Source organism: Curtobacterium sp. MWU13-2055 (assembly GCF_023242305.1).
Lineage (GTDB): Bacteria > Actinomycetota > Actinomycetes > Actinomycetales > Microbacteriaceae > Curtobacterium.
Window position 1 is genome coordinate 188,030 of the sequence record NZ_JALLIO010000002.1, and the last position, 23,346, is coordinate 211,375.

Below are 23,346 nucleotides of genomic sequence, written 5' to 3' on the forward strand. Positions count from 1 at the left end.
CGTCACCAGCCCCCGCCGGACCGCCGGCCGTGCGCCGACGCCGGCGAGCCGGAACCGCCACCCGGGCCGGACCCGCCGGTGGGTCATCGGCTCGATCGCCATCGTCGTCAGCTTCGTGGTGTTCCTGGTGCCGTTCGTCTTCGTCCTGCTGCAGGCCATGAAGAACCCGGCCGAGGCGAACCAGCTCGGCTTCAGCCTGCCGACCGAGTGGCAGCTCTGGCAGAACCTGCAGGCCGTGTTCGGATCCGGTGACGGCGTGATCGTCCGTGCGTTCCTGAACAGTGCGGTCCTGACCGTGGGCAGCGTGATCGTGATGGTCGTGTTCTCCGCGATGGTCGGGTACGTGCTGCAGCGTCGTCCGAGCAAGTGGAACGGCGTGATCAACTTCTTCGTCCTGGCGGGCCTCATCGTCCCGCCCGCGATCGTCCCGACGATCTGGGTGCTGCAGGGGCTCAACCTGTTCAAGACCATGGGCGGGATGATCCTCATCGAGGCGACCTTCGGCCTGTCGTTCTGCATCCTGCTCTTCCGGGCGTTCGTGGCGACGATCCCGAAGGAGCTCGACGAGGCAGCCGTCCTCGACGGCGCCGGACCGATCCGTCTGTTCTTCGGCGTCGTGCTGCCGCTGCTCAAGCCGGTCATCATCACGGTCGTGCTCGTGCAGTCCGTCACGGTGTTCAACGACTTCACGAACCCGCTGTACTTCCTGCCGGGATCCGAGAACGCCACGGTGCAGCAGACGCTCTACTCGTTCCAGAGCCAGTCGGTCAGCCAGCTCAACCTGCTGTTCACCGACGTCCTGCTCATCACGATCCCGCCGCTGATCCTGTACATCTTCTTCAACCGCCAGATCGTCGCCGGCATGACCAGCGGCGCAGTCAAGGGCTGACGCCCGACCCCGGCCTGGAGGCGCGACCCGCCTCCGCCGCACCGCCCACCCGGGCGGGCGGCCTGGCCCCGGACCCCCGCACCGGTCGACGACGACCGGTCGCGTGAAAGGACACACCACATGACCGCCTGGACAGCACCGTTCATCACGAGCGACGCCGACCTCGGGAGCGCACCGATCCTGCGCCGTGAGTTCACCCTCGACGACGGCCACGGCGCCGTCACCGGAGCGACCCTCGACGTCAGCGCCCTCGGCGTCGTCGAGGCGTGGCTCGGTGGCGAACGCGTCTCCGACCACCTGCTCGAACCGGGGTGGACGAGCTACGAGTGGCGCATCCGCGTCGTCTCGCACGACGTCACGGCGCACCTGACCGAGACGGCCGCGGGCAGTGCCGCCGTGCTGGCACTCGTGCTCGGCAAGGGCTGGGCCGCCGGCCGGCTCGCCTGGGGTGGTGGCGGCGGCTGGTACGCCGACGAGCCCGCCGGGTTCGCCGAACTCCGCATCACCTTCGCCGACGGCCACGAACAGCTCGTCGCCACCGACACGGACTGGCAGGCGCTGTCCAGCGCGATCACCGCCGATCAGCTGTACGACGGTGAGGACATCGACGCCCGGCTCCGCGACGGCTCCTTCCTGACGCCCGGCGAGGTCACCACACCGAGCGTCGACGGCCACGAGGGACGCACCAGCGCCGTGCGCACCGTCGACATCGGCGAGCGCGAACTCGTCGCCGACACCGTGCCGCCGGTGGGACCCCTCGCCGAGATCGCCCCCGTCGAGGTCTGGACGAGCCCGTCCGGCGCGACGCTGATCGACTTCGGGGTCAACCTGGTGGGCTGGCTCCGCGTGGTCGCCTCTGGGCCCGCGGGCACTGTGCTGGCCCTGAAGCACGCCGAGGTGCTCGAACACGACGAGCTCGGCACCCGCCCGCTGCGCACCGCGAAGGCGACGGACCACTTCACCCTGAGCGGCGGCGAGGACCGCTTCGAGCCCCGCTTCACCTTCCACGGCTTCCGGTACGCCCAGGTCGACGGGTGGACCGGCACGCTCGACGAACTCCGCGCGGCCGTCACCGCGGTGCAGGTCGGCTCCGACCTGACCCGGACGGGCACGTTCGAGTCCAGCCACGAGCTGCTCAACACGTTCCACGACAACGTCATCCGGGGCATGCAGGGCAACTTCCTGAGCGTCCCGACCGACTGCCCGCAGCGTGACGAGCGCCTCGGCTGGACGGGCGACATCGCGGCGTTCGCGCCGACGGCGTCCTACCTGTTCGACACCCGCGCGTTCCTGGGCGACTGGCTCCGCGACGTGTGGCTCGAGCAGCAGCACGCCGACGGTGTCATCCCGTTCGTGGTGCCGGACGTGCTCAAGTACTCCCCCGCCGAGGACTTCGGTACCCCCGACGCCACCGCCATCTGGTCGGACGCCGGCGTCTGGGTGCCGTGGACCCTGTACCAGGCGTACGGCGACACCGCGGTGCTCGAGGAGCAGCTCGACTCGATGACGGCGCACCTCCGCCGCATCAAGGGCCACCTGTCACCCGAGGGCCTGTGGGACACCGTCTTCCAGTTCGGCGACTGGCTCGACCCGGACGCCCCGCCGGAGGACGCCGCCAAGGCGAAGGCCGACCCGGGCGTCGTCGCGACGGCGTGCGCGTACCGCAGCGCGACCCTGGTGGCGCAGGCGGCGCGGTTGACGGGCCACGAGGCGGAGGCGACGGAAGCCGAGGAGCTCGCCACGGGCCTCCAGGCCGCGTTCCGTCAGCACTACGTGACCGACGGCCGCATCCGGAGCGACTGCACCACCGTCTACGCGCTCGCGATCGTGTTCGGCATCCTCGACGAGGACGACGAGCGCCGTGCGGGCGACCGCCTGGCGGAGCTGGCCGAGCAGTCCGGGTACCGGATCTCGACGGGCTTCGCGGGTACGCCGTTCATCACCGACGCGCTGACGCAGACCGGCCACCTCGACGACGCGTACCGGCTGCTGCTGCAGACGGAGTGCCCGTCGTGGCTGTACCCGGTGACGATGGGTGCGACGACGGTCTGGGAGCGTTGGGACTCGATGCTGCCGGACGGCACCATCAACCCGGGTGAGATGACCTCGTTCAACCACTACGCACTCGGTGCCGTGGCGGACTGGATGCACCGGGTGGTGGGCGGCCTGTCGGCGCTCGAACCGGGGTACGCCTCCGTGCTCATCGCACCGCAGCCGGGCGGCGGCCTGACGTGGGCGTCGACGTCGCTCGACTCCGTGCACGGGCACATCGCGGTGCGGTGGGAGCTCGTCGACGGCGAGCTGCTCGTCCGTGCACAGGTGCCGGAGGGCGTCACCGCGGTCGTGCGCCTGCCGGGTGCTGCGGAGCAGCGGCTCGGCGCTGGCTCGCACGAGCTCCGCGCGCCGGCTGCGGTCCCCGCGGCGTAGGGCCTTGTCGTCCGCCGCACAACCAAAGTGACTTCGAGCCGCACGATCGCGCGGCTCGAATGCACTTTGGTGGTGCGGCGGGGAACGGCACCACACGGTTGCGGCAGACCGCCGCGACCCGTACTGTATGAAACGATTCAATCGCACACGAGGAAGTGACACGATGACATCGACCCCGACCTTCACCGGCATCGCCGACCAGCTCGCACGACAGCAGATCGAGCTGCCCAGCTGGGCCTTCGGCAACTCCGGGACCCGCTTCAAGGTGTTCAGCACGCCCGGCACCCCGCGCGACCCGTACGAGAAGATCTCCGACGCCGCCCAGGTGCACAAGTACACGGGCCTCGCACCGACCGTGGCACTGCACATCCCGTGGGACCTCGTCGACGACTTCAGCGACCTCAAGCGGCACGCCGAAGAGCACGGGGTGTCGCTCGGCACCGTGAACTCGAACACGTTCCAGGACGACGACTACAAGTTCGGCGCCCTGACCCACGTCGACGAGACGATCCGGCAGAAGGCGATCGACCACCACCTGCGCTGCATCGACGTGATGGACGCCACCGGCAGCCGCGACCTGAAGATCTGGCTCGCCGAGGGCTCGAACTACCCCGGGCAGGAGGACATGCGCTCCCGCCAGGACCGCCTGCACGAGTCGCTCAGCACGATCTACGACCGCCTCGGTGCCGACCAGCGCCTGGTGCTCGAGTACAAGTTCTTCGAGCCGTCGTTCTACCACACCGACGTGCCGGACTGGGGCACGAGCTACGTGCAGACGTCCGCGCTCGGCGACAAGGCGATGGTCTGCCTCGACACCGGCCACCACGCCCCCGGCACGAACATCGAGTTCATCGTGATGCAGCTCCTGCGCCTCGGCAAGCTCGGCAGCTTCGACTTCAACTCGCGGTTCTACGCCGACGACGACCTGATCGTGGGCGCAGCGGACCCGTTCCAGCTGTTCCGCATCCTGGTCGAGGTCATCCGCGGCGGCGGCTACGACAACCACGACGTCGCGTTCATGCTCGACCAGTGCCACAACATCGAGGACAAGATCCCCGGTCAGATCCGCTCCGTGCTCAACGTGCAGGAGATGACGGCCCGGGCACTGCTCCTCGATCGCGTGGCCCTGACCGCAGCGCAGGAGGCCCACGACGTCCTCGGCGCGAACGAGGTCTTCATGGACGCGTACCAGACCGACGTCCGGGCGGACCTCGCCGCGTGGCGCGAATCCCGCGGCCTGCCGGCGAACCCGATGCGCGCGTACCTGGACTCCGGGTACCAGCAGTCGATCGCCGAGGACCGCGTCGGCGGCGTCCAGGCCGGTTGGGGCGCGTAGACACATGGCACACACACTGGAGGCTCGGGTGGACCCCGCAACGCAGCTCACGGATGCAGACACCACGATCAGTGCGCTCATCGCGCGCTCGAACGCGCTCGGCTCGGATCCGCGGATCACGAACTACGCCGGCGGGAACACCTCGGCGAAGGGCACCGACACCGACCCGGTCACGGGCGAGCCGGTGGAGCTGCTCTGGGTGAAGGGCTCCGGGGGCGACCTCGGCACCCTCACCCCGGCGGGCCTCGCAGTCCTGCGCGTCGACCGCGTCCGTGCCCTCCAGGACATGTACGCATCAGACACAGGCCCGGGGGTGGAGCGCGAGGACGAGATGGTCGCCGCGTTCGACTACACGCTGCACGGCAAGGGCGGTGCGGCGCCGTCCATCGACACGGCGATGCACGCCCTGGTCGACGCCGCGCACGTCGACCACCTGCACCCGGACGCCGGCATCGCCATCGCGACGGCGGCGGACGGACCGGCCCTGACGTCGACGATCTTCGGCGACAGGGTGGTGTGGGTGCCGTGGCGCCGACCCGGGTTCCAGCTCGGGCTCGACATCGCCGCGATCAAGCGGGACAACCCCCAGGCGATCGGCACGATCCTCGGCGGCCACGGGATCACGGCTTGGGGCGAGACGAGCGAGGAGGCCGAGGCGAACTCGCGCTGGATCATCGACACCGCCGAGCAGTACATCGCGGAGCACGGGAAGGCCGACCCGTTCGGCGGAACCCGAGCAGGCTTCGAGGCGCTGCCGACCGACGAACGCCACACACGCGCCGCCGCCCTCGCCCCGACGATCCGCGGCATCGCCGGGCGCGACAAGCCGGTGGTGGGGCACTTCACCGACAGCGACGTCGTGCTCGACTTCCTGGCGTCGTCGCGCGCCGAGGAGCTCGCCGCGCTCGGCACGAGCTGCCCCGACCACTTCCTGCGCACCAAGGTCAAGCCCCTGATCCTCGACCTGCCCGCCACCGCGAGCGTCGACGAGCAGACCGCCCGCCTGCACGAACTCCACGAGCAGTACCGCGCCGACTACCAGGCCTACTACGACCGCCACGCGAACCCGGACTCCCCCGCGATCCGCGGCGCCGACCCGCTCATCGTGCTGGTGCCCGGCGTCGGGATGTTCTCGTACGGCAAGGACGCCCAGACCGCCCGCGTCGCCGGGGAGTTCTACGTCAACGCGATCAACGTCATGCGTGGCGCCGAGTCGCTGAGCACCTACGCCCCCATCGACGAGGCCGAGAAGTTCCGCATCGAGTACTGGGCCCTCGAAGAGGCGAAGCTGCAGCGGATGCCGGCCCCCAAGAAGCTCGCCACCCGCATCGCCCTGGTCACCGGAGCCGCGAGCGGCATCGGCAAGGCGATCGCGAAGCGCCTGGCCGCCGAGGGCGCCGCGGTCGTCATCGCCGACCTCGACCTGGCGAAGGCGCAAGACGCTGCCGCGGAGATCGGGAACACGGACAGGGCCATCGGCGTCGCGGCGAACGTGACGTCTGCAGCGGAGATCGAGCAGGCCATCCAAGAGACCCTCCTGCACTTCGGCGGCCTCGACCTCGTCGTGAACAACGCCGGACTCTCCCTCAGCAAGAGCCTGCTCGAGACCACCGAACAGGACTGGGACCTGCAGCACGACGTCATGGCGAAGGGGTCGTTCCTGGTGTCCAAGGCGGCGGCGAAGGTCCTCATCGAGCAGGGCCTCGGCGGCGACATCGTCTACATCTCGTCGAAGAACTCGGTGTTCGCCGGCCCGAACAACATCGCGTACTCGGCGACCAAGGCCGACCAGGCGCACCAGGTCCGGCTGCTCGCCGCCGAGCTCGGCGAACACGGGGTCCGCGTCAACGGGATCAACCCCGACGGCGTCGTCCGCGGCTCCGGCATCTTCGCGTCCGGTTGGGGTGCGAACCGCGCGAAGACCTACGGCATCGAGGAGCAGGACCTCGGCGCGTTCTACGCCCAGCGAACGATCCTCAAGCGCGAGGTCGTGCCGGAGAACGTCGCGAACGCCGTCTACGCCATCTGCACCGACGACTTCTCGCACACGACCGGGTTGCACGTGCCCGTCGACGCGGGTGTCGCCGCCGCGTTCCTGCGCTGATGGACGACAAGCTGATGCACGACAAGCCGATGTCCGACAAGAGGTAAGAGCATGTCCACCAGCGGCACCGTCGCCGCCGTCGACCTCGGGGCCACCAGCGGCCGCGTGATCCTCGGGCACGTCGACGCCGACGGCGTCCGGATGGAGCACGTCGCCCGGTTCCCGAACGGCCCCGTGACCCTGCACGAGCACGACCGCGAGGCCCTGCACTGGGACGTCGTCGAGCTCCACCGACAGGTGACCGACGGCCTCCGTCAGGCGTTCGCCACGCACCCGGCGATCGTCAGCATCGGCATCGACTCGTGGGCGGTCGACTACGGCCTGCTGCGCGACGGTCGGCTGCTCGGCCTGCCGTACCACTACCGTGACGAGCGGCACGAGGGCGGCGTCGACCGCGTGCACCGACGGATGGACGCGGCCGAGCTGTACGCCCGGAACGGTCTGCAGCACCTGCCCTTCAACACGGTGTTCCAGTTCGCGGCCGACCCGTCCCTGCAGCTCGCGCAGCGGGCGCTGCTCGTCCCCGACCTGCTCGGCTACTGGCTCACCGGTGTCGAGGCGGCCGAGCGCACGAACGCGTCGACGACCGGGGCCCTGAACGCGACGACCCGCGGGTGGGACCCGGCGTTGCGGGCTGCTGCGGGCCTCCCGGCCGGCCTCCTGCCCACCCTGCGTGACCCGGGCGACCGACTCGGGCCGCTGCTGCCGTCCGTCGCCGACGCCGTCGGCGGGCAGGCACCCGTCACGCTCGTCGGCTCGCACGACACGGCCTCCGCCGTCGTCGCGGTCCCCGCGACCGAACCGGACTTCGCGTACATCTCGTCGGGCACCTGGTCGCTCGTCGGCGTCGAGCTCGACGCACCCGTCCTGTCGGACGCGGCGCGCGACGCGAACTGCACCAACGAGGGCGGGGTCGACGGCCGCGTCCGGTTCCTGAAGAACGTGTCCGGACTGTGGTTGCTCTCCGAGAGCGTCCGCACCTGGGAACGTGACGGCGCGAGCATCGACCTGGAGGCCCTGCTCGCCTCCGCAGCGGCCGTCACGGCCCCGGTCCCCGTCTTCGACCCCGCCGACGAGTCGTTCACGGCGCCCGGCGACATGCCCGCGCGCATCGCCGCCTGGTGCGGCGACCACGGGCTGAGCGCGCCCGCGTCGCGGGCCGAGTTCGTGCGCTCGATCCTCGAGTCGCTGGCCGCCGCGTACGCGGAGACACTTGCGACGATCAGCACCATCACGGGCAAAGACGTCCGACAGGTGCACATCGTCGGCGGCGGATCGCAGAACCGGCTGCTCTGCCAGCTGACGGCCGACCGCACCGGGCTGCCCGTCCTGGCCGGGCCCGTCGAGGCGACAGCACTCGGCAACATCCTGGTGCAGGCGCGGGCAGCCGGACTCGGCGGCCTGCGCGGCGCATCGCTCGAGGCCCTGCGCGCAACGATCGCGCGCACCGTCGAGCCCGTCCGGTACACCCCGCGTTCCTCCGACGCTTCCCTCCGCCAATCCACCTCGAGACGTAGGATGTCTGTATGACCTCGACCGACGACCAGCACCGCGTCGACCCCGCCACGGGCGCACCGGCAGCCACCCCGGGCACACCGTCGGCCCGGCGGACCCCGATCAAGCGGCAGCTGCCGACCGTGCGTGACCTCGCGCCGCTCATGCAGTTCAAGAAGCCTTCGCTGCCCGGTCGGCGTCAGCGCCTCGAACAGGCCCTGACGATCTGGGACCTGCGCGACATCGCCGCCCGCCGCACGCCGAAGGCCGCGTTCGACTACACGGAGGGCGCCGCCGAGGCCGAGATCTCGCTCGCGCGCGCCCGCCAGGCGTTCGAGGACATCGAGTTCACGCCCGCGATCCTGCGCGACGTGTCGACGGTGTCGACGTCGCGGGACGTGCTGGGTGCGCCGGTCGCGTACCCGTTCGGCATCGCCCCCACCGGGTTCACGCGCATGATGCAGACCGAGGGTGAGCGTGCCGGTGCCCGGGCAGCCGGACGCGCGGGCATCCCGTTCTCGCTCTCCACCATGGGCACCACCGCCATCGAGGACGTCCGCGACGCCAACCCGAACGGCCGCAACTGGTTCCAGCTGTACATGTGGAAGGACCGCGAGAAGTCGATGGCGCTGGTCTCCCGCGCCGAGAAGGCCGGGTTCGACACACTGCTCGTCACCGTGGACGTGCCCGTCGCTGGCGCGCGACTGCGGGACAAGCGCAACGGCTTCTCGATCCCGCCGCAGCTCAGCGCGCGGACCGTGCTGAACGCCATCCCGCGGCCGTGGTGGTGGTTCGACTTCCTGACCACCGAGCCGCTGGCGTTCGCGTCGCTCGACCGGTGGTCCGGCACCGTCGGGGAGCTCCTCGACCACATGTTCGACCCCACCGTCACCTACGAGGACCTCGCCTGGATCCGCGACCAGTGGAAGGGCAAGGTCGTCGTCAAGGGCGTGCAGTCCCTGGCCGATGCGCGTCGCCTGGCGGACATGGGCGTCGACGGGATCACGCTGTCGAACCACGGCGGACGCCAGCTCGACCGGGCACCCGTGCCGTTCCACCTGCTGCCCTCCGTGGTGAAGGAGGTCGGCATGGACACCGAGGTGCACCTCGACACCGGCATCATGTCGGGCGCGGACATCGTCGCCGCCGTGGCGCTCGGTGCGAAGTTCACCATGGTCGGCCGGGCGTACCTGTACGGGCTGATGGCGGGCGGCGAGGCCGGTGTCGACCGGATGATCCAGATCCTGTCGGAGCAGATCGAGCGCACGATGCGGCTGCTCGGGGTCACGTCGCTCGACGAGCTCGAGCCCGGGCACGTGACGCAGCTGCAGCGGTTGCAGCCGGTACCGCGCGGCTGAGGCGGCGGGCGCGGGCTGCCCGCCGTTCACCGCGCGTTCGAGTGCCGATTCGGGCGATTACCCCCGAACGGGGCACAAATGATGCAAGATGTCCGTGGACGCGTCACCGAACCCCTCGGCATCCTGCCCCCTGGCGCGCCGTCCCCTCCCCGCATCCTGCGCCCGAGCACCACGAGGAGCCCGACATCTCGACCCGAAGCACGTGCACGCCCATGCGCGGCACGACCCCCGCGACCACCACTCCCACCACGCCCACCACCACCACCGAACGGCACACCCGATGAGCCGCCGTCGCGCGATCCTGGCGGCCGCGACCGCCGGTTGCCTGGCACTCGGAGTCCCCACCGCCTCCGCCGCCTCCGCTGACAGCTGGTGGGGTTGGGGCGGACACCGCCACGGGCAGCACGCCCCGGTGACCCCCACCCCGACCCCCTCGGACACTGCGACCCCGGCCCCGTCGGACGACGAGGACTCGGACGCGACGCCGACGGAGACGCCCGCGCCGACCGCCGAGGCCGCGCCGATCGAGGACACCACCCCGACCGCAGAACCCGAGGCAGTCGCGCCCACCGACGACGCCGAAGCCGCGGAGCCGGAAGCCGACGTCGCGGCCGAACCGCAGAACGAGGTCGCCGACACCTCCGCTGCGCCGGCCGCCTCGTTCGTCGAGGACTTCACCACCGACGCCGTCACCGGCCTCGTCTCGCGGCTCTACCCGCAGTCGTGGCAGCCCTACCCCGACGGCACCTCCGGCATCTACGCGCCGAGCAAGACCGTCTCGGTGCACGACGGCGTGATGGACGTCGCCCTCGGCACCGGAGCAGGGGCGGCCGGCACGTTCGGCTCTTCCGCCGGAGCCTGGGACCACGTCGGCGGCTCGTTCTCCGTCCGCGCCAAGGCGACCGGTGGCGACGGCAACGGCGCGGCGTTCATGCTGTGGCCGACGTCGGGCACCTGGTCCGACGGCGAGATCGACTTCCCCGAAGGCAACTTCGAGGACAGCCCCTCGGCCTTCCACCACTCGATGACCCCGGGCAAGGAAGCCGACCGCGTCCAGATCGGCACCGGCGTCTCGTGGCGCGACTGGCACACCTACACGGTGGACTGGGTGCCCGGACAGTCGGTGACCTACAGCGTCGACGGCGAGGTCCTCGACACGATCACCCACGACGTACCGACGACCCCGCACCGCTTCATGTTCCAGGTCGGCAACTGGGGCGACCAGGGCAACCTGCTCATCGACTGGGTCTCCACCACGGAATGAGCGTTCGGCCCACTGAGTGAGCAGAAGACGTCGGGTCCCCACCAGGGACCCGACGTCTTCTGCTCACTCGGTGACTGTGCCGCGGTACGTTCGGGCGATGGACGTCGTCAGCGCGAAGGTACTCGGAACGCTCGCACTGCTGGGCGGCGCGGTCTTCGTCGTGACCTCGGTCGTGCGGATTGTGCGAGCGGACTCCGACGTCGCGCTCATCCTGCTGAATGCGCTGTACGGGATCCTGCTGCTCATCGTGGGCGTGATGTCGTGGCGGTTCGCGCATCGATCGGCGAAGCGCGACCGATAGTCGTGCGTCAGCGCGGGCGGCGCCACGTGATCACGTACCGCCACAGCGGGTGTCGGCGGTACTCGGAGCCCATCAGGACTGCTCGCGCGATGTGCTGGACCTGGGCGTACGAGTGCGGTGGTGGCCAGCACGTCGGCGCGGAGTGTTCCCAGTAGCCGCGCCGCCATGAGAACCAACGATGCTGCGCGACACCAGCCAACCCGAGCACGTGATCACGCAGCCGGGTGGGCTTCGCGAGTCCGACGACCACCAGGGTGCCGCCTGGCGCCGTGAGGTCTGCGAGGCGAGCGAGCCCGGCTGACAGGTCCGGCAGGTGGTGCACCGTCGCGACCGAGGCCACCACGTCGAACTGCCGACCGAAGTCGTGTCCCATCACGTCACCGTGCAGCCAGTGGATCCCGGTGTCGGCGTTCGCGGTGCGGGTGGCGCGCAGGACGTCCGCATCCAGGTCGATCGCCGTGACGTCGAGCCCCGCGTCGTACAGGTCACGGGCGAGCAGACCGTTGCCGGTCCCGACGTCCAGGGCGGTGTGCGCCCCGTCCGGCACGGCATCGAGCACCCGGGCGTGGAAGTGCGTGTTGTGGTTCCATGGCCGCTCCGGACTCGGGACGTCCTGGGTCACGTGCTGCTGGACTGCGGGACGGTCCAGGTTCCGCGCAGGGTGGCCAGCAGGTGGTCGATGTTCCGCAGTGCCCGTCGGGTCTCCCAGACGGAGTACGCGCACATCCCCATGAACAGCACCAGGATCGCCCACCAGAACGGGCTGACCGTCAGAGCTGCCCACACCGAGAACGCCGCGAAGACGACGACCATGATCGGGACGATGACCCGGTTGTTCCGGTACCGCTTACGGGTCGACTCGAGCTCGCGGGTCCACACGACGTGGTCGACGTCGTCCGGCAGGTCTCCGGAGCGCACCGCTCGCTGGATCGCGGCAGCACCCTCGGTGCCACCCGCTCGGCGGCGGCGGTAGGCGATGAGGAAGCCGAAGAACACCGTCATCAAGACGGCGTAGAAGAGCGATCCGATCGCGCGGGCGGCCAGACCGCCACCGTCGGGGTTCGAAGCCAGACCGATGGCGAAGTACAGTCCGCCGACCAGGACGAACACGATGGGCAGCAGTGCCGGCAGCGGGAGTCGTCGAAAGCGGTCCACGGTGTCTCCTCGTCGAATGTTCGAGTGGTCCTCGGTTCCTCCACCATGCCGACGGTGCCCGGGAGTCGGCTGAGCCTTCCCGCTCGAGTATTAGTTAGGTTAGCCTTACCTACATGGCACGGACGAACATGCAGGCGACCCGCACGAAGCCGGAACGCGTCGAGCTCCTCACCCTGCACGTCGTGCGGACCGAACGGATCTCGCCGTCCTTCATCCGCGTGGTGTTCGGCGGCGACGACCTGAGCCGATTCACCCACATGGGCTACGACCAGTGGTTCCGCCTGTTCCTGCCGGTGGACGGCGGTGACCTCACGCGGGCCCCGCAGAAGCTCGACACCGTGAGCTACCTGAAGTTCCTGACGATGGCGAAGGCGAGCCGACCGATGCTCCGCAGCTACACCGTGCGGAGCCTCCGCCGACTGCACCAGGGCGACGAGCTCGACGTCGACTTCGTGGTGCACGGCACTGGTGACGACCACGCACCGACCGGACCGACCGCGGCTGGGTGGGCACTCGGCGCACAGCCCGGCGACGTGGCCGGGCTCATCGACGAGGGCATCGGCTTCGACCGGGACGCCCTCGGTCGTCCGATCGCGATCGTCGCGGACGAGAGCGCCCTGCCCGCTGCAGCCGGGATCCTCGAGTCGCTCCCCCGTTCGACGAAGGGCACCGCGATCCTCGAGATCCCGACGGACGCCGACGTGCGGACCATCGATGCCCCGACCGGCATCGACGTGACGTGGATCACCCGTGAACCCGGTCGACGTCCCGGAGCCGCGGCGCTCGACGCGGTCACCCGATCATCGGTGAGCCCCGACCACGCTGCCTGGGTCGCCGGCGAGCAGTCCCTCGCCGGCGGAGCGCGACGCCACTGGGTCGGCGCGGGCATCCCGAAGGAGCGGATCGCCTTCACCGGGTACTGGCGCGCGGGCCGGTCCGGCTGACTGCGTTCGGGCACCTCCGGCGTCTTCGTGAGCAGGAATGGTCGAGTGCCGATTCCCGACCCGACCATTTCTGCTCACGAAGCACGGCGCACGGCGCACGGCCACCAGCGCCGCACGCCTAGGGTGGGCGGGTGATGGGCAACGAGGGGCGAGCACGGGCGGCACTCGCGACCGTCGCAGCGAACGGGTGGGGCGACGCCGAGCCTCCCGTCGAACCCGGCGGCACGACCACCCCGCGGCACGCCGCCGTCCTGATGCTCTTCGGCACGCTCGACCGCACTCCCAGCGACCGCCCGGCCGTCGCCACCGACGTCCCACGCGACCTCGACGTCCTGCTGCTCGCGCGTGCCACGACCCTGCGCGCGCACCCGGGCGAGGTCGCGTTCCCCGGCGGACGGATCGACCCGGGCGATGTCGACGCCGTCGCCGCAGCCCTCCGCGAAGCGCGTGAGGAGACCGGGCTCGACCCGACGGGCGTCGAGGTCCTCGGCACGCTGCCCGCGGTGCCGCTGGCGTTCTCGAACCACCTGGTGCGCCCGGTGCTGGGGTGGTGGCGCGAGCCGTCCCCGATCCGGGTCGTCGACGAGCGCGAGTCGGCCGCGGTGTTCCGGGTCCCCGTGGCGGACCTGCTCGACCCGGCGAACCGCGGGGTCACGGTGATCCGACGCGGTGGTCAGGAGTGGCGCGGGCCGGGCTTCACCGTCGATGCGGAGCACGGCGACCACCACGACGACGACCACCACGACGACCACCTGGTGTGGGGGTTCACCGCGATGCTGCTGGATGCGCTGTTCGACCGGCTCGGGTGGACCGAGGACTGGGATCGGGAGCGGGAACTGCCGCTCGATCGTCGGTACTGATCCGGTCGGCACCGCCCAGGGGGAACGACAGCGGGTCGGCACGGACCGCGTCCACCGCGTGGGCGACGGCCCCGATGACGACGACGTCGCCGCCGAGCGTCGACGCCACCAGGTCGGGCACGGGGTCGAAGTGCCAGCCGTCGAGCAGCGCGCGGGCACGGTCGATGACGGCGACGGCGGGCTGGGCGATCGCACCGGCGACGACCACGCGGTCGATGTCGAGCAGGCTGGCGAGCAGGACGCAGACCCGGGCCAGTCGGTCGCCGAGGCGGTCGACGATCGCCAGCGCCACGGCGTCGCCGTCCTGCGCCGCGCGGAACACGGCGGAGGCACCGGCGTCCACAGCGAGCGGACTGCCCGGCCGGACCTCGCCCGCAGCGACCGCCTCGGCGACCAGCGTCCGCGCCGTCGCGCCGATGCCGTCCGACGACCCGACGCCCTGGACGATGTCGAGCACGCGCATCTCCCCCGCGCCGCCGTGCGCACCGCGGAGCAGCACACCGTCGACCACGAGACCGCTGCCGAACCGCTCGCCGGAGAGCAGTGCGGCGAACGAGGCGTCCCCCGATGACGGCCGCTCGGCGAGCGCGGCGAGGTTCGCGTCGTTCTCGACGACGACGCGGCCGTGCGGGACGGCGTCGGCGAAGCCCGGGTTCATCCGGTCCCAGAAGCCGCCGTCGCCCGGCGATGCCCCGCCGGCGTCGACCGGCGCGGGGATGCCGACGACGGTGACCAGGACGCGGGAGCGGTCGGCTCCGGCGGCGGCGAGCGCGTCGTCCACGGTGTCGGCGAGGACTGCGAGCCGGACGGGGACCTCGAGTCCCGACTCACCGAGTGCCCCTTCGGCGCGACCGAGCACGGTGCCGCGCAGGTCGGCGACGATGGCGGTGACCCGGTGCTGTCCGGCGTCCACGCCGACGACGACCCCGGCGGCGGTGTCGAGTTCGTAGCGACGGGCGGGCCGGCCGATCCGGTACTCCCCGGCGGCACGGGCGTCGTCGAGCTCGTGGAGCCAGCCGAGTCGGACGAGTTCCTCGCACGCGGCCAGCACGGTCGAGCGGGTCAGGCCGGTGGCGTCGATGGCCTCGGTCGCGGTGAAGGCGCCAGCGTCGAAGGCGTGCGCGAGCAGTGTCTCGGCGCTCGTTCGACGGGGTGGCGGCATGCCGTGACCTTATCGCGCAACGAGTTCCTTGCGTAATTAGATTTTGTCGCTAGATTTAATCACGCGGTCGGCACCGGAGCCGATCGCAGGACGGAACGGCAGGGCTGCCGGGTCCGGACGGACGGAGACGACGTGCAACCACACGCCACGACCAGGACGGCGGCATCGGTGAGCCGACGCTCGTTCCTGCTCGGAGCCGGCGGCATCGGAGCGGGCCTCGCGCTCGCCGGGTGCGCCCCGATCGGGTCCTCGAGCGCCAAGCCGGAGACCATCACGTTCTACGTCTCGAAGCCCGAGGTCATCGGGTACTTCGACGGCGTCATCGCGCAGTTCCACGACAGCCAGTCGAAGGTGCGGGTCGTCCGCGACTCGACCTCGAGCATGTCCGCGAACTTCGTCCGGAACCGACCGCCGGACCTCGGCTGCTGGAACTACAACTTCTCGGTCGTGCCCTTCGTCGAGCACGGAGCCCTGACGGACCTCTCCGACCTGTCGCAGGCCGACACGATCAACCCGGACCTGTGGCCGCTCATGCAGCAGACCGCCGACTACCCGGGTCGCAAGAGCGCGCTGCCGTACTCGGTGACCGCCGCCTCGGTGATCTACAACAAGGCACTGTTCGCCGAGCAGGGGCTCGAGGTGCCGACGACGTGGAGCGAGTTCGCCGATCTCTGCGGGCGGCTGCAGCAGGCCGGCATCGCCCCGATCTACGGGACGTTCAAGGACAACTGGACGATCGCGCAGGGCATGTTCGACTACACGGTCGGCGGTGCGATCGACACCCCGAAGACGTTCGACGCACTGCGACGCGAGGGCACGAGCGTCGGCAAGGACTCGTCGGTGTCGTTCGAGAAGGACCTGCGGGCGCCGATGGAACGCATGACCCAGCTGCGCGCATGGCACCAGGACGGTGCCGCCAGCCGCGGCTACGGCGACGGCAACCTCGCGTTCGCACAGGGCAAGGCCGCGATGTACCTGCAGGGGCCGTGGGCGCTCGGCGAGATCGCCAAGACGAACAAGGACATGGACCTCGGCACCTTCCCGCTGCCCGTCACCGACGACGCCGCGGACAACAAGGTGCGGGTGAACGTCGACCTGGCGCTCTGGATCCCGGAGGCGTCCCGCAAGCAGGAGGCCGCCCGCGAGTTCCTGACGTTCCTGATGCAGTCGAAGGTCAACGACAAGTACAACGCCGACAACAACGGCTTCGGTGTCCGAAAGGACGCTCCCCCGGCGTCGAACCCGGCGCTGACCGGCATGCAGTCGTACTACGACGACGCCGCCTTCTACCTCGGTGCGTCGCAGCTCATCCCCGCCGAGATCCCGGTCGCGAACTACGCGCAGTCGATCGCCTTCGGAGGCGACCCGCAGCGCCAGCTCCGCACCCTCGACGCCGACTGGGCGCGTCTCGCGCTCCGCACGGCCGCGTAAGGAGACGTCCCATGGCAACCACGACCACCGAAGCCATCACGACGGCGGACCGCCGCCGACGTGGCGGAGCCGCCCCGGGCCTCCCGTCCGTCACCCACAAGCGGAAGCGGATCGAACCGCTCTTCCTCGCCTTCCTGCTCCCCACCCTGCTGCTCTTCACGCTCGCCATCACGCTGCCGGCCGTGATGGGCATCGTGCTCAGCTTCACGAACTCCGTCGGGTTCGGTGAGTTCCGCTTCATCGGGCTCACGAACTACGTCGCGGTGTTCTCCGACCCCGCGATCCTGCAGGCGTACCTGTTCACCCTCGGGTTCTCGCTCGTCACCGTGATCGTCGTCAACGCGATCGCGTTCCTGCTCGCCATCGCGCTGACGTCGAAGATCCGCGGCAAGATCGCCCTCCGCGCGGTGTTCGTGCTGCCGATGGTCATCTCGGGCATCGTCATCGCGTACGTGTTCTCGTTCCTGTTCGCGAACAGCCTGCCGGCCCTGGCCAGTGCCATCGGCTTCGGTCCGCTCGAGCAGAGCATCCTGGCGAACCCCGACCTGGCGTGGGTCGCCATCGTGATCGTCACCGCGTGGCAGGCGATCCCGTCGACGCTCCTCATCTACATCGCCGGGGTGCTGTCCATCCCTGGCGAGGTCTACGAGGCAGCTGCCCTCGACGGCGCGAGCGCGTGGCGGCAGCTGATCTCGATCACCGCACCGCTGACGGCCGGCTACATCCTGATCAACCTGGTGATCGGGTTCAAGAACTTCCTGAACTCGTACGACATCATCGTCGGCCTGACCGACGGTGGCCCCGGCACCTCGACCACGAGCGTCGCGATGTCGATCTTCAAGGGCTTCAACGGCGGCGACTACGCCTACCAGATGGCCAACGCCACGATCTTCTTCATCATCGCGGTCGTCATCGCCGTGATCCAGCTGCGGGCGACCCGCGGGAAGGCAGCGCTCTGATGACCATCCAGACACCCCTCCGTCCGGGGACGACGAAGACGGGCAGCATCAGATCGGTCGACGCCGACCGGACTGCCGGCCGCCGCGGCGGCAACGCCAACTGGCCCGTCACCGTCGTCCTCGTGCTCTGCGCGCTCTCGATCCTGGTGCCGCTCTACGTCACCCTGACGATGGCGTTCAAGACGACCGGCCAGGCCGTCGACGGCAACGCGTTCTCGCTGCCGGCTCCGTTCAGCGTCGACGGCTTCGTGCAGGCGTGGGAGCTCACCGACTTCCCGCGGGCGTTCGGCGTCTCGGTGCTCGTCGCCGCGATCACCGTCGTCGGCACGATCCTGCTCGCGTCGTTCACCGCGTTCGCGATCGCCCGGAACTGGGACCGTCGGCTGTTCCGCTGGTCGTTCTTCTACCTGCTCGCCGCCATGTTCCTGCCGTTCCCGGTGCTCGCGCTGTCGCAGGTGAAGCTCACCGGCCTCGCGCACCTGGACAACCCGTTCGGCGTCGCGCTGCTGCACGTCATGTTCCAGCTGTCGTTCAGCGTGCTGCTCTTCACCGCGTTCCTGCGGTCGATCCCGGCCGAGCTCGAGGAGAGCGCCCGCATCGACGGCGCGAGCACGGGCCAGGTGTTCTGGCGGCTCGTGTTCCCGCTGCTGGCACCGATGAGCGCCACCGTCGGCATCTTCGCGTTCCTGGCGTCGTGGAACGACTTCGTGATGCCGTCGCTGATCACCTCGGACCCGGCGTTGCAGACCCTGCCGGTGCTGCAGCAGATGTTCCAGACCCAGTTCAGCAACAACTACAACGTGTCGTTCGCCTCGTACCTGATGGCGATGGCCCCGGCGATCATCGTCTACCTCGTCACGCAGCGATGGGTGATGGCCGGTGTGACCCAGGGCGCCATCAAGTGAGCAAGACGACCGACCCGGCCGGTACGACCGAACCGACCGGCACCGCCACGAACCACGAAAGGCCCGTCGTGACCGACACCCTCGCCCAGCCCGCCACCACCAGCGCCGACGAGACCTGGTGGCGCCAGGCGAGCGTCTACCAGATCTACCCACGCTCCTTCGCGGACGCGAACGGCGACGGCATCGGCGACCTGCCCGGCATCACCGAGCGCGTGCCGTACCTGGCGTCGCTCGGTGTCGAGGCCGTCTGGCTCAGCCCGTTCTACCCGTCCGCCCTCGCCGACGGCGGCTACGACGTCGACGACTACCGCGACGTCGACCCGAAGCTCGGCACGCTCGACGACTTCGACCGGATGGTCGAGGCGCTGCACGCCGCCGGCATCCGGGTGATCGTCGACGTCGTGCCGAACCACACGAGCGACCGGCACGAGTGGTTCCGTGAGGCGCTCGCCGCGCCGAAGGGCTCCCCCGCCCGCGACCGCTACGTCTTCCGCGACGGCACCGGGCCGTCCGGCGAACAGGCTCCGGCCGACTGGATCTCGATCTTCGGCGGCCCGGCGTGGACCGCGGTCGGCGACGGCCAGTGGTACCTGCACTCCTTCGCCAAGGAGCAGCCCGACCTGAACTGGGCGAACCGCGAGGTCCGCGACGACTTCCTGCACACCCTGCGCTTCTGGTCGGACCGTGGCGTCGACGGCTTCCGCATCGACGTCGCCCACGGGCTCGCGAAGGACCTGCCCTCCGGCGCCCTGCCGACCTGGTCGGAGCTCGCCGAGATCCCGAAGGACGGCTCGCACCCGCTGTGGGACCGCGATGACGTGCACGAGATCTACGCCGAGTGGCGGACCGTGTTCAACGAGTACACCCCGGCGCGCACTGCGGTCGCCGAGGCCTGGGTCGCCGCCGACCGCCGCGCCCGGTACGCCAGCGCCGACGGTCTGGGGCAGGCGTTCAACTTCGACCTGCTCGAGGCCGACTTCGACGCCGGTTCGTTCAAGGAGATCATCGAGTTCAACCTCGGCCTGGCCGAGCAGTCCGGCTCGTCGACCACGTGGGTGTTCTCGAACCACGACGTCGTCCGGCACGCCACCCGCTACGCGCTGCCGGCGCGGAACGGCTCCCCCGACAAGCAGGGCGGCGCGTGGCTGCTCGCCGGTGGGTCGCAGGACGCGCTGGACCGCTCGCTGGGGCTGCGCCGCGCTCAGGCGGCGACCCTGCTCGAGCTCGCACTACCCGGCTCCGCCTACCTGTACCAGGGCGAAGAGCTCGGTCTGCACGAGGTCGGCGACATCCCCGACGCCGACCGCCAGGACCCAGCGTTCTTCCGGAACCCGGGCGTCGACGTCGGCCGCGACGGCTGCCGTGTCCCGATCCCGTGGACCCGGTCCGGCCCGTCGTTCGGCTTCGGCTCCGGCTCCGCGCACCTGCCGCAGCCGGCGTGGTTCGCGGACGCGAGCGTCGAGGCCGAGGACACCGACCCCGACTCGACCCTGAAGCTGTACCGGAAGGCCCTCGGGCTGCGCGGGCAGCTGCAGTCCGAGGAGCACCTGGAGTGGCTCGAGACCGGCCGCGACGACGTGCTCGCGTTCCGACGCCCGAACGGGTGGACGAGCGTGACGGTGTTCGGTGACGAGCCCTACGAACTCCCCGCCGGCGAGCTGCTGCTCGCCTCGGCACCGGTGGCAGACGGTGCCCTCACGGGCGTGGGGACGGCCTGGTTGCGTTCCTGACGCAGGGTGCGCGTCGTGGACGCGACCAGGTGACGGACAGGAGGCACGGTGCAGGCAGGCACCGGGCCTCCCGTCCGCCGTGGGGTCACCATCTCGGGCCGCGACCGGCATCCGAGACGTCAGCCGCTGCCGGTAGGGTCGCCGCATGAGCGGGGCGACGATCAGCGTGCAGGACTTCGTCATGCGGTTCGGGGACCGGAACGTGGTCGACGGACTGTCGTTCGACGTCGCCGCCGGCGAGACGTTCGGCCTGCTCGGCAGCAACGGCTCCGGCAAGACCACGACGATCCGCGCCCTGCTCGGCATCACCACCCCGACCGCGGGCACCCTGACCATCGACGGCCAGCCGTACCGACCGGCCACCGGCGGCATCGGGTACCTGCCCGAAGAGCGCGGGCTCTACCGCAAGGAATCCGTCATCGACGTGATGTCCTACTTCGGACGGCTCCGCGGGCTCCGGGGCCCCGAGGCGACGGCCTGGAGCATGGACTACCTGGCACGCGTGGGCCTGGCCGACCGTGCCAAGCTCCGCGTCGACAAGCTCTCCGGCGGGCAGCAGCAGAAGGTGCAGCTCGGCATCACGATCATGGACCGGCCGCGGCTGCTCATCCTCGACGAACCCACGAAGGGCCTCGACCCCGTGAACCGACGGCTGCTGCTCGACCTGGTCGACGAACGGAAGGCCGACGGTGCGACCGTCATCCTCGTGACCCACCACATGGACGAGGTCGAGCGACTCTGCGACCGGATCCTGCTGCTGAAGGACGGCACCGCCGCCGCCTACGGGTCGATCCCCGACGTGCAGGACGCCTTCGGCGGCGCCGTCGCCCGGGTCGGCCTCGACGGACCGGTCCCCCGCTCGCCGCTGTACAAGCTCGCGCGGCACGAGGGGCACGTCGCCTACCTCGTGCCGACGTCGGCCGCAGCACCGGACGGTGCCGACATCCTCGCGGCGCTCGTGGCGGACGGTGTCCGTGTCACCGCGTTCGAGATGCGTCGGATCCCGCTCGACGAGATCTTCGTGCAGGTCTACGGCCACGACGCGCTCGCCGCCGCGGGGGCAGCAGCGTGAGCCGCCTCGGGACCGTCGTCCGGTTCGAGTTCGTCCGCGCGGTCAAGAAGCCCGCGTTCTGGATCGGCACGCTCGCGCTGCCGGTCGTCATCGTCATCGTGTCCCTGCTCGTCGGCATCGGACAGGCAGCCGGCACCGACTCGGTCGTCTCGGGCTCGTCCGCCACGAAGACCCCGTTCCGCTACGTCGACCACTCCGGGCTGGTGTCCGAGTCCGTCGCGGCGAAGTGGGGCGGGTCGCCGTCCACCGACGCAGACGCCGACCGCGCCGCCGTGCGCTCCGGGGACCTCGACGCCTTCATCTCGTTCCCGTCCTCCCCCTCGACCTCGCCGATCACCGTCGACGCCGCCGACCGCGGCCTGTTCGCGAACGGTGGCTACTCGTCGCTCGCCGAACGGGTGCTCGAGCAGAGCGTCGCCGCGACCGTCGACGACCCCGAGACCGTCGAGCTCCTGCGTTCCCCACCGGCCACCGACGTCACGACCTACGCCGACGGGCAGGTCGCGCCGGGTTGGCTGTCGATCGTTCCGCCGTTCCTGTACGTCGCCGCCTTCTTCGGACTCGTCATCCTGCTCGCGGCACGCATGGTGACCGTCGTGGTCGAGGAGAAGGAGAACCGCATCTCCGAGATGATCCTGACCGCCGTCACCGCCGGCGACCTGATCCGCGGCAAGGTGATCGCAATGCTGCTCGTCGGGTTCGTGCAGGTCGGGGTTTTCGTCATCCCGGGGCTGGTCGGGATGCTCGCCGTCCTGCCACTCGTCGCCTCGCAGCTCGGCGGGCTGACGATCGACCCGTGGCGGATGCTCGTCGGTGCCCTGCTGCTCGTCGGCGGCGTGCTGTTGGCGTCCGGGCTGTTCGTCGCTGTCGGTGCCGCGGTGCCGTCGATCAAGGACGCCTCGGCACTGCAGTCGGCGGCGATCTTCGCCCTGATCATCCCGCTCTACGCGGCGTTCTTCGTGATGACCACCCCAACGTCGCCCGTCGCCGCGTTCTTCACCTACTTCCCGACGTTCACGCCCGTCACCGCCATGGTGCGGAACGCCGTCGGCTCGCTGAGCGTCACCGAGTCGGTGGTCTGCATCGTCGAGGTGTTCGTCGCCGCCGGCCTGCTGCTCTGGTTCGCCGAGTACCTGTTCCGGCACTCGGTCGCGCAGTACGGGTCGAAGGTGACGCTGCGACAGATCGTGTCGTGGCGGCGGCGGTCGGTCTCCCGCTAGGGACGGCTCTGGGGTTCCCGCTCGGCTTCGCGTGCGGTCTGCTGGTGTTCAGCCGGTCGCTGGCGCTGTGGCGTCTCGCGCTCGGGGACGTCGGCGTCGAGGTCCCACGACGGCAACTCGTGCTGCTTCCAGCCCTGGCGGAGCGTCCGGACCGACCGGTCGAACTCCACCATGACGTCGATGTGGGGCCGGACGAGCATCTGGATCTGCAGTCCCTCGTACACCGCGAGCAGCTGCGTGGCCGCCTGGTACGACGGGATCGCCGACTCCTCGGCACCGTTGTCGAAGTCGCGCTGCAGACCGTTGCTGAGCTGCTCGACGTACTCGTCGAAGCGCTTGCGGAACAGCTCGGCGAAGCCGGACTCCGAGCTCGCGACGGTGATCACCCCCGCGAGGACGCGGACGAGCCCCGGGTCGGCGACGTCCTCGGCCAGGGTCAGCCGGACGTGGTCGATCGTGCACGCCGGCGGGGTCTTCCGACGGGTGCCACGCAGCTGCGTCCACCGGTCGTACGTCACCAGCAACAGGGCTTCCCACGCGGGGAACAACCGCTCCACGGTCTCGAGCGGGATGCCCGCGACCTCGGCCACCACCGAGGCGTCGACCGCGTCGAAGGAGTGCAGCCGGTAGGCGCGGATCGCTCCGCGGACGGTGCGCTCGGCGAGGGACTCATCGTCCTCGACGCGTTCGCCGTGCAGGGGTTCCATCCGACCATCCCATCGTGTGCGGTACCCC

General features: G+C 70.4%; 20 protein-coding genes. 16 read left to right on the plus strand and 4 right to left on the minus strand.

The annotated features are described in order from the left end of the window. Nucleotides 1–85: 85 nt before the first annotated feature. From M4960_RS05590 to M4960_RS05625, 8 genes are all read left to right on the plus strand, one after another. On the plus strand, nucleotides 86–889 hold the full coding sequence (locus M4960_RS05590; protein ID WP_243648916.1) for a carbohydrate ABC transporter permease: 804 nt from the start codon (nucleotides 86–88) through the stop codon (nucleotides 887–889). Between the two features lie 120 nt (nucleotides 890–1,009). Then, a complete protein-coding gene (locus M4960_RS05595; RefSeq protein ID WP_248703687.1) occupies nucleotides 1,010–3,316 on the plus strand; it encodes an alpha-L-rhamnosidase in 2,307 nt (768 codons plus the stop codon). 163 nt (nucleotides 3,317–3,479) lie between these two features. Continuing rightward, nucleotides 3,480–4,652 carry an L-rhamnose isomerase gene (gene rhaI, locus M4960_RS05600; protein WP_248703688.1) on the plus strand — a complete coding sequence of 391 codons (1,173 nt, stop codon included), beginning with the start codon at nucleotides 3,480–3,482 and terminating at the stop codon, nucleotides 4,650–4,652. A 4-nt stretch (nucleotides 4,653–4,656) separates the two neighbouring features. After that, nucleotides 4,657–6,756, plus strand: a complete 2,100-nt coding sequence (locus tag M4960_RS05605) for a bifunctional aldolase/short-chain dehydrogenase (protein WP_248703689.1) — start codon at nucleotides 4,657–4,659, stop codon at nucleotides 6,754–6,756. Between the two features lie 51 nt (nucleotides 6,757–6,807). Further along, nucleotides 6,808–8,286 (plus strand): rhamnulokinase family protein, encoded by a 1,479-nt coding sequence (locus tag M4960_RS05610; protein WP_248703690.1) that lies wholly within the window; start codon nucleotides 6,808–6,810, stop codon nucleotides 8,284–8,286. 128 nt (nucleotides 8,287–8,414) lie between these two features. Further along, entirely contained in the window at nucleotides 8,415–9,608 is a 1,194-nt protein-coding gene (locus tag M4960_RS05615; protein WP_123292314.1) for an alpha-hydroxy acid oxidase, read from the plus strand. Between the two features lie 280 nt (nucleotides 9,609–9,888). Then, nucleotides 9,889–10,872 carry a glycoside hydrolase family 16 protein gene (locus tag M4960_RS05620; protein ID WP_248703691.1) on the plus strand — a complete coding sequence of 328 codons (984 nt, stop codon included), beginning with the start codon at nucleotides 9,889–9,891 and terminating at the stop codon, nucleotides 10,870–10,872. Nucleotides 10,873–10,969: 97 nt separating this feature from the next. After that, nucleotides 10,970–11,173: a hypothetical protein gene (locus M4960_RS05625; protein WP_248703692.1), complete on the plus strand. Its 204-nt coding sequence runs from the start codon at nucleotides 10,970–10,972 to the stop codon at nucleotides 11,171–11,173. Between the two features lie 7 nt (nucleotides 11,174–11,180). On the opposite strand, the gene M4960_RS05630 is transcribed toward M4960_RS05625, so the two are convergent. Both M4960_RS05630 and M4960_RS05635 read right to left on the minus strand, forming a co-directional pair. Continuing rightward, nucleotides 11,181–11,795 carry a bifunctional 2-polyprenyl-6-hydroxyphenol methylase/3-demethylubiquinol 3-O-methyltransferase UbiG gene (locus M4960_RS05630; protein WP_123291967.1) on the minus strand — a complete coding sequence of 205 codons (615 nt, stop codon included), beginning with the start codon at nucleotides 11,793–11,795 and terminating at the stop codon, nucleotides 11,181–11,183. Next, complete coding sequence (locus M4960_RS05635; protein ID WP_248703693.1) at nucleotides 11,792–12,328, minus strand: hypothetical protein; 537 nt, start codon at nucleotides 12,326–12,328, stop codon at nucleotides 11,792–11,794. The genes M4960_RS05630 and M4960_RS05635 overlap by 4 nt, the downstream gene beginning before the upstream one ends. Before the next feature lie 113 nt (nucleotides 12,329–12,441). Here M4960_RS05635 and M4960_RS05640 point away from each other — a divergent pair, with 113 nt between their 5' ends. Continuing rightward, nucleotides 12,442–13,272: a siderophore-interacting protein gene (locus tag M4960_RS05640; RefSeq protein WP_248703694.1), complete on the plus strand. Its 831-nt coding sequence runs from the start codon at nucleotides 12,442–12,444 to the stop codon at nucleotides 13,270–13,272. A 134-nt stretch (nucleotides 13,273–13,406) separates the two neighbouring features. Further along, a complete protein-coding gene (locus tag M4960_RS05645) occupies nucleotides 13,407–14,132 on the plus strand; it encodes a CoA pyrophosphatase (protein WP_248703928.1) in 726 nt (241 codons plus the stop codon). On the opposite strand, the gene M4960_RS05650 is transcribed toward M4960_RS05645, so the two are convergent. Then, nucleotides 14,038–15,294 carry an ROK family protein gene (locus tag M4960_RS05650; protein ID WP_248703695.1) on the minus strand — a complete coding sequence of 419 codons (1,257 nt, stop codon included), beginning with the start codon at nucleotides 15,292–15,294 and terminating at the stop codon, nucleotides 14,038–14,040. The genes M4960_RS05645 and M4960_RS05650 overlap by 95 nt on opposite strands. Before the next feature lie 168 nt (nucleotides 15,295–15,462). Between M4960_RS05650 and M4960_RS05655 the strand changes: the two genes are divergently transcribed. The 6 genes from M4960_RS05655 (at nucleotide 15,463) to M4960_RS05680 (ending at nucleotide 22,611) form a co-directional block, all read left to right on the plus strand. Then, nucleotides 15,463–16,725, plus strand: coding sequence for an extracellular solute-binding protein (locus M4960_RS05655; protein ID WP_248703696.1), 1,263 nt, complete (start codon nucleotides 15,463–15,465; stop codon nucleotides 16,723–16,725). 11 nt (nucleotides 16,726–16,736) lie between these two features. Continuing rightward, on the plus strand, nucleotides 16,737–17,684 hold the full coding sequence (locus M4960_RS05660; RefSeq protein ID WP_123291962.1) for a carbohydrate ABC transporter permease: 948 nt from the start codon (nucleotides 16,737–16,739) through the stop codon (nucleotides 17,682–17,684). Further along, nucleotides 17,684–18,589: a carbohydrate ABC transporter permease gene (locus tag M4960_RS05665; RefSeq protein ID WP_123291961.1), complete on the plus strand. Its 906-nt coding sequence runs from the start codon at nucleotides 17,684–17,686 to the stop codon at nucleotides 18,587–18,589. Before M4960_RS05660 ends, M4960_RS05665 begins: the two co-directional genes overlap by 1 nt. 68 nt (nucleotides 18,590–18,657) lie before the next feature. Next, nucleotides 18,658–20,319 carry a glycoside hydrolase family 13 protein gene (locus M4960_RS05670; protein ID WP_248703929.1) on the plus strand — a complete coding sequence of 554 codons (1,662 nt, stop codon included), beginning with the start codon at nucleotides 18,658–18,660 and terminating at the stop codon, nucleotides 20,317–20,319. Between the two features lie 145 nt (nucleotides 20,320–20,464). Beyond that, on the plus strand, nucleotides 20,465–21,391 hold the full coding sequence (locus tag M4960_RS05675; RefSeq protein WP_123338726.1) for an ABC transporter ATP-binding protein: 927 nt from the start codon (nucleotides 20,465–20,467) through the stop codon (nucleotides 21,389–21,391). Next, entirely contained in the window at nucleotides 21,388–22,611 is a 1,224-nt protein-coding gene (locus M4960_RS05680) for an ABC transporter permease (RefSeq protein ID WP_123291959.1), read from the plus strand. Before M4960_RS05675 ends, M4960_RS05680 begins: the two co-directional genes overlap by 4 nt. Here M4960_RS05680 and M4960_RS05685 read toward each other — a convergent pair. Next, nucleotides 22,608–23,318 carry a hypothetical protein gene (locus M4960_RS05685; RefSeq protein WP_123291958.1) on the minus strand — a complete coding sequence of 237 codons (711 nt, stop codon included), beginning with the start codon at nucleotides 23,316–23,318 and terminating at the stop codon, nucleotides 22,608–22,610. The two genes, M4960_RS05680 and M4960_RS05685, sit on opposite strands and share 4 nt — an antisense overlap. Between the last annotated feature and the right edge of the window lie 28 nt (nucleotides 23,319–23,346).

Excerpts from the sequence above, each read along its gene's own strand:
- M4960_RS05650 (WP_248703695.1), bottom strand. The coding sequence starts at position 15,294 with ATGCCGCCACCCCGTCGAACGAGCGCCGAGACACTGCTCGCGCACGCC.
- M4960_RS05605 (WP_248703689.1), top strand. The coding sequence starts at position 4,657 with ATGGCACACACACTGGAGGCTCGGGTGGACCCCGCAACGCAGCTCACG.
- M4960_RS05610 (WP_248703690.1), top strand. The coding sequence starts at position 6,808 with ATGTCCACCAGCGGCACCGTCGCCGCCGTCGACCTCGGGGCCACCAGC.
- M4960_RS05685 (WP_123291958.1), bottom strand. The coding sequence starts at position 23,318 with ATGGAACCCCTGCACGGCGAACGCGTCGAGGACGATGAGTCCCTCGCC.
- M4960_RS05615 (WP_123292314.1), top strand. The coding sequence starts at position 8,415 with ATGCAGTTCAAGAAGCCTTCGCTGCCCGGTCGGCGTCAGCGCCTCGAA.
- M4960_RS05665 (WP_123291961.1), top strand. The coding sequence starts at position 17,684 with ATGACCATCCAGACACCCCTCCGTCCGGGGACGACGAAGACGGGCAGC.
- M4960_RS05620 (WP_248703691.1), top strand. The coding sequence starts at position 9,889 with ATGAGCCGCCGTCGCGCGATCCTGGCGGCCGCGACCGCCGGTTGCCTG.
- M4960_RS05595 (WP_248703687.1), top strand. The coding sequence starts at position 1,010 with ATGACCGCCTGGACAGCACCGTTCATCACGAGCGACGCCGACCTCGGG.
- M4960_RS05675 (WP_123338726.1), top strand. The coding sequence starts at position 20,465 with ATGAGCGGGGCGACGATCAGCGTGCAGGACTTCGTCATGCGGTTCGGG.
- M4960_RS05640 (WP_248703694.1), top strand. The coding sequence starts at position 12,442 with ATGGCACGGACGAACATGCAGGCGACCCGCACGAAGCCGGAACGCGTC.
- M4960_RS05660 (WP_123291962.1), top strand. The coding sequence starts at position 16,737 with ATGGCAACCACGACCACCGAAGCCATCACGACGGCGGACCGCCGCCGA.
- M4960_RS05625 (WP_248703692.1), top strand. The coding sequence starts at position 10,970 with ATGGACGTCGTCAGCGCGAAGGTACTCGGAACGCTCGCACTGCTGGGC.
- M4960_RS05645 (WP_248703928.1), top strand. The coding sequence starts at position 13,407 with ATGGGCAACGAGGGGCGAGCACGGGCGGCACTCGCGACCGTCGCAGCG.
- rhaI (WP_248703688.1), top strand. The coding sequence starts at position 3,480 with ATGACATCGACCCCGACCTTCACCGGCATCGCCGACCAGCTCGCACGA.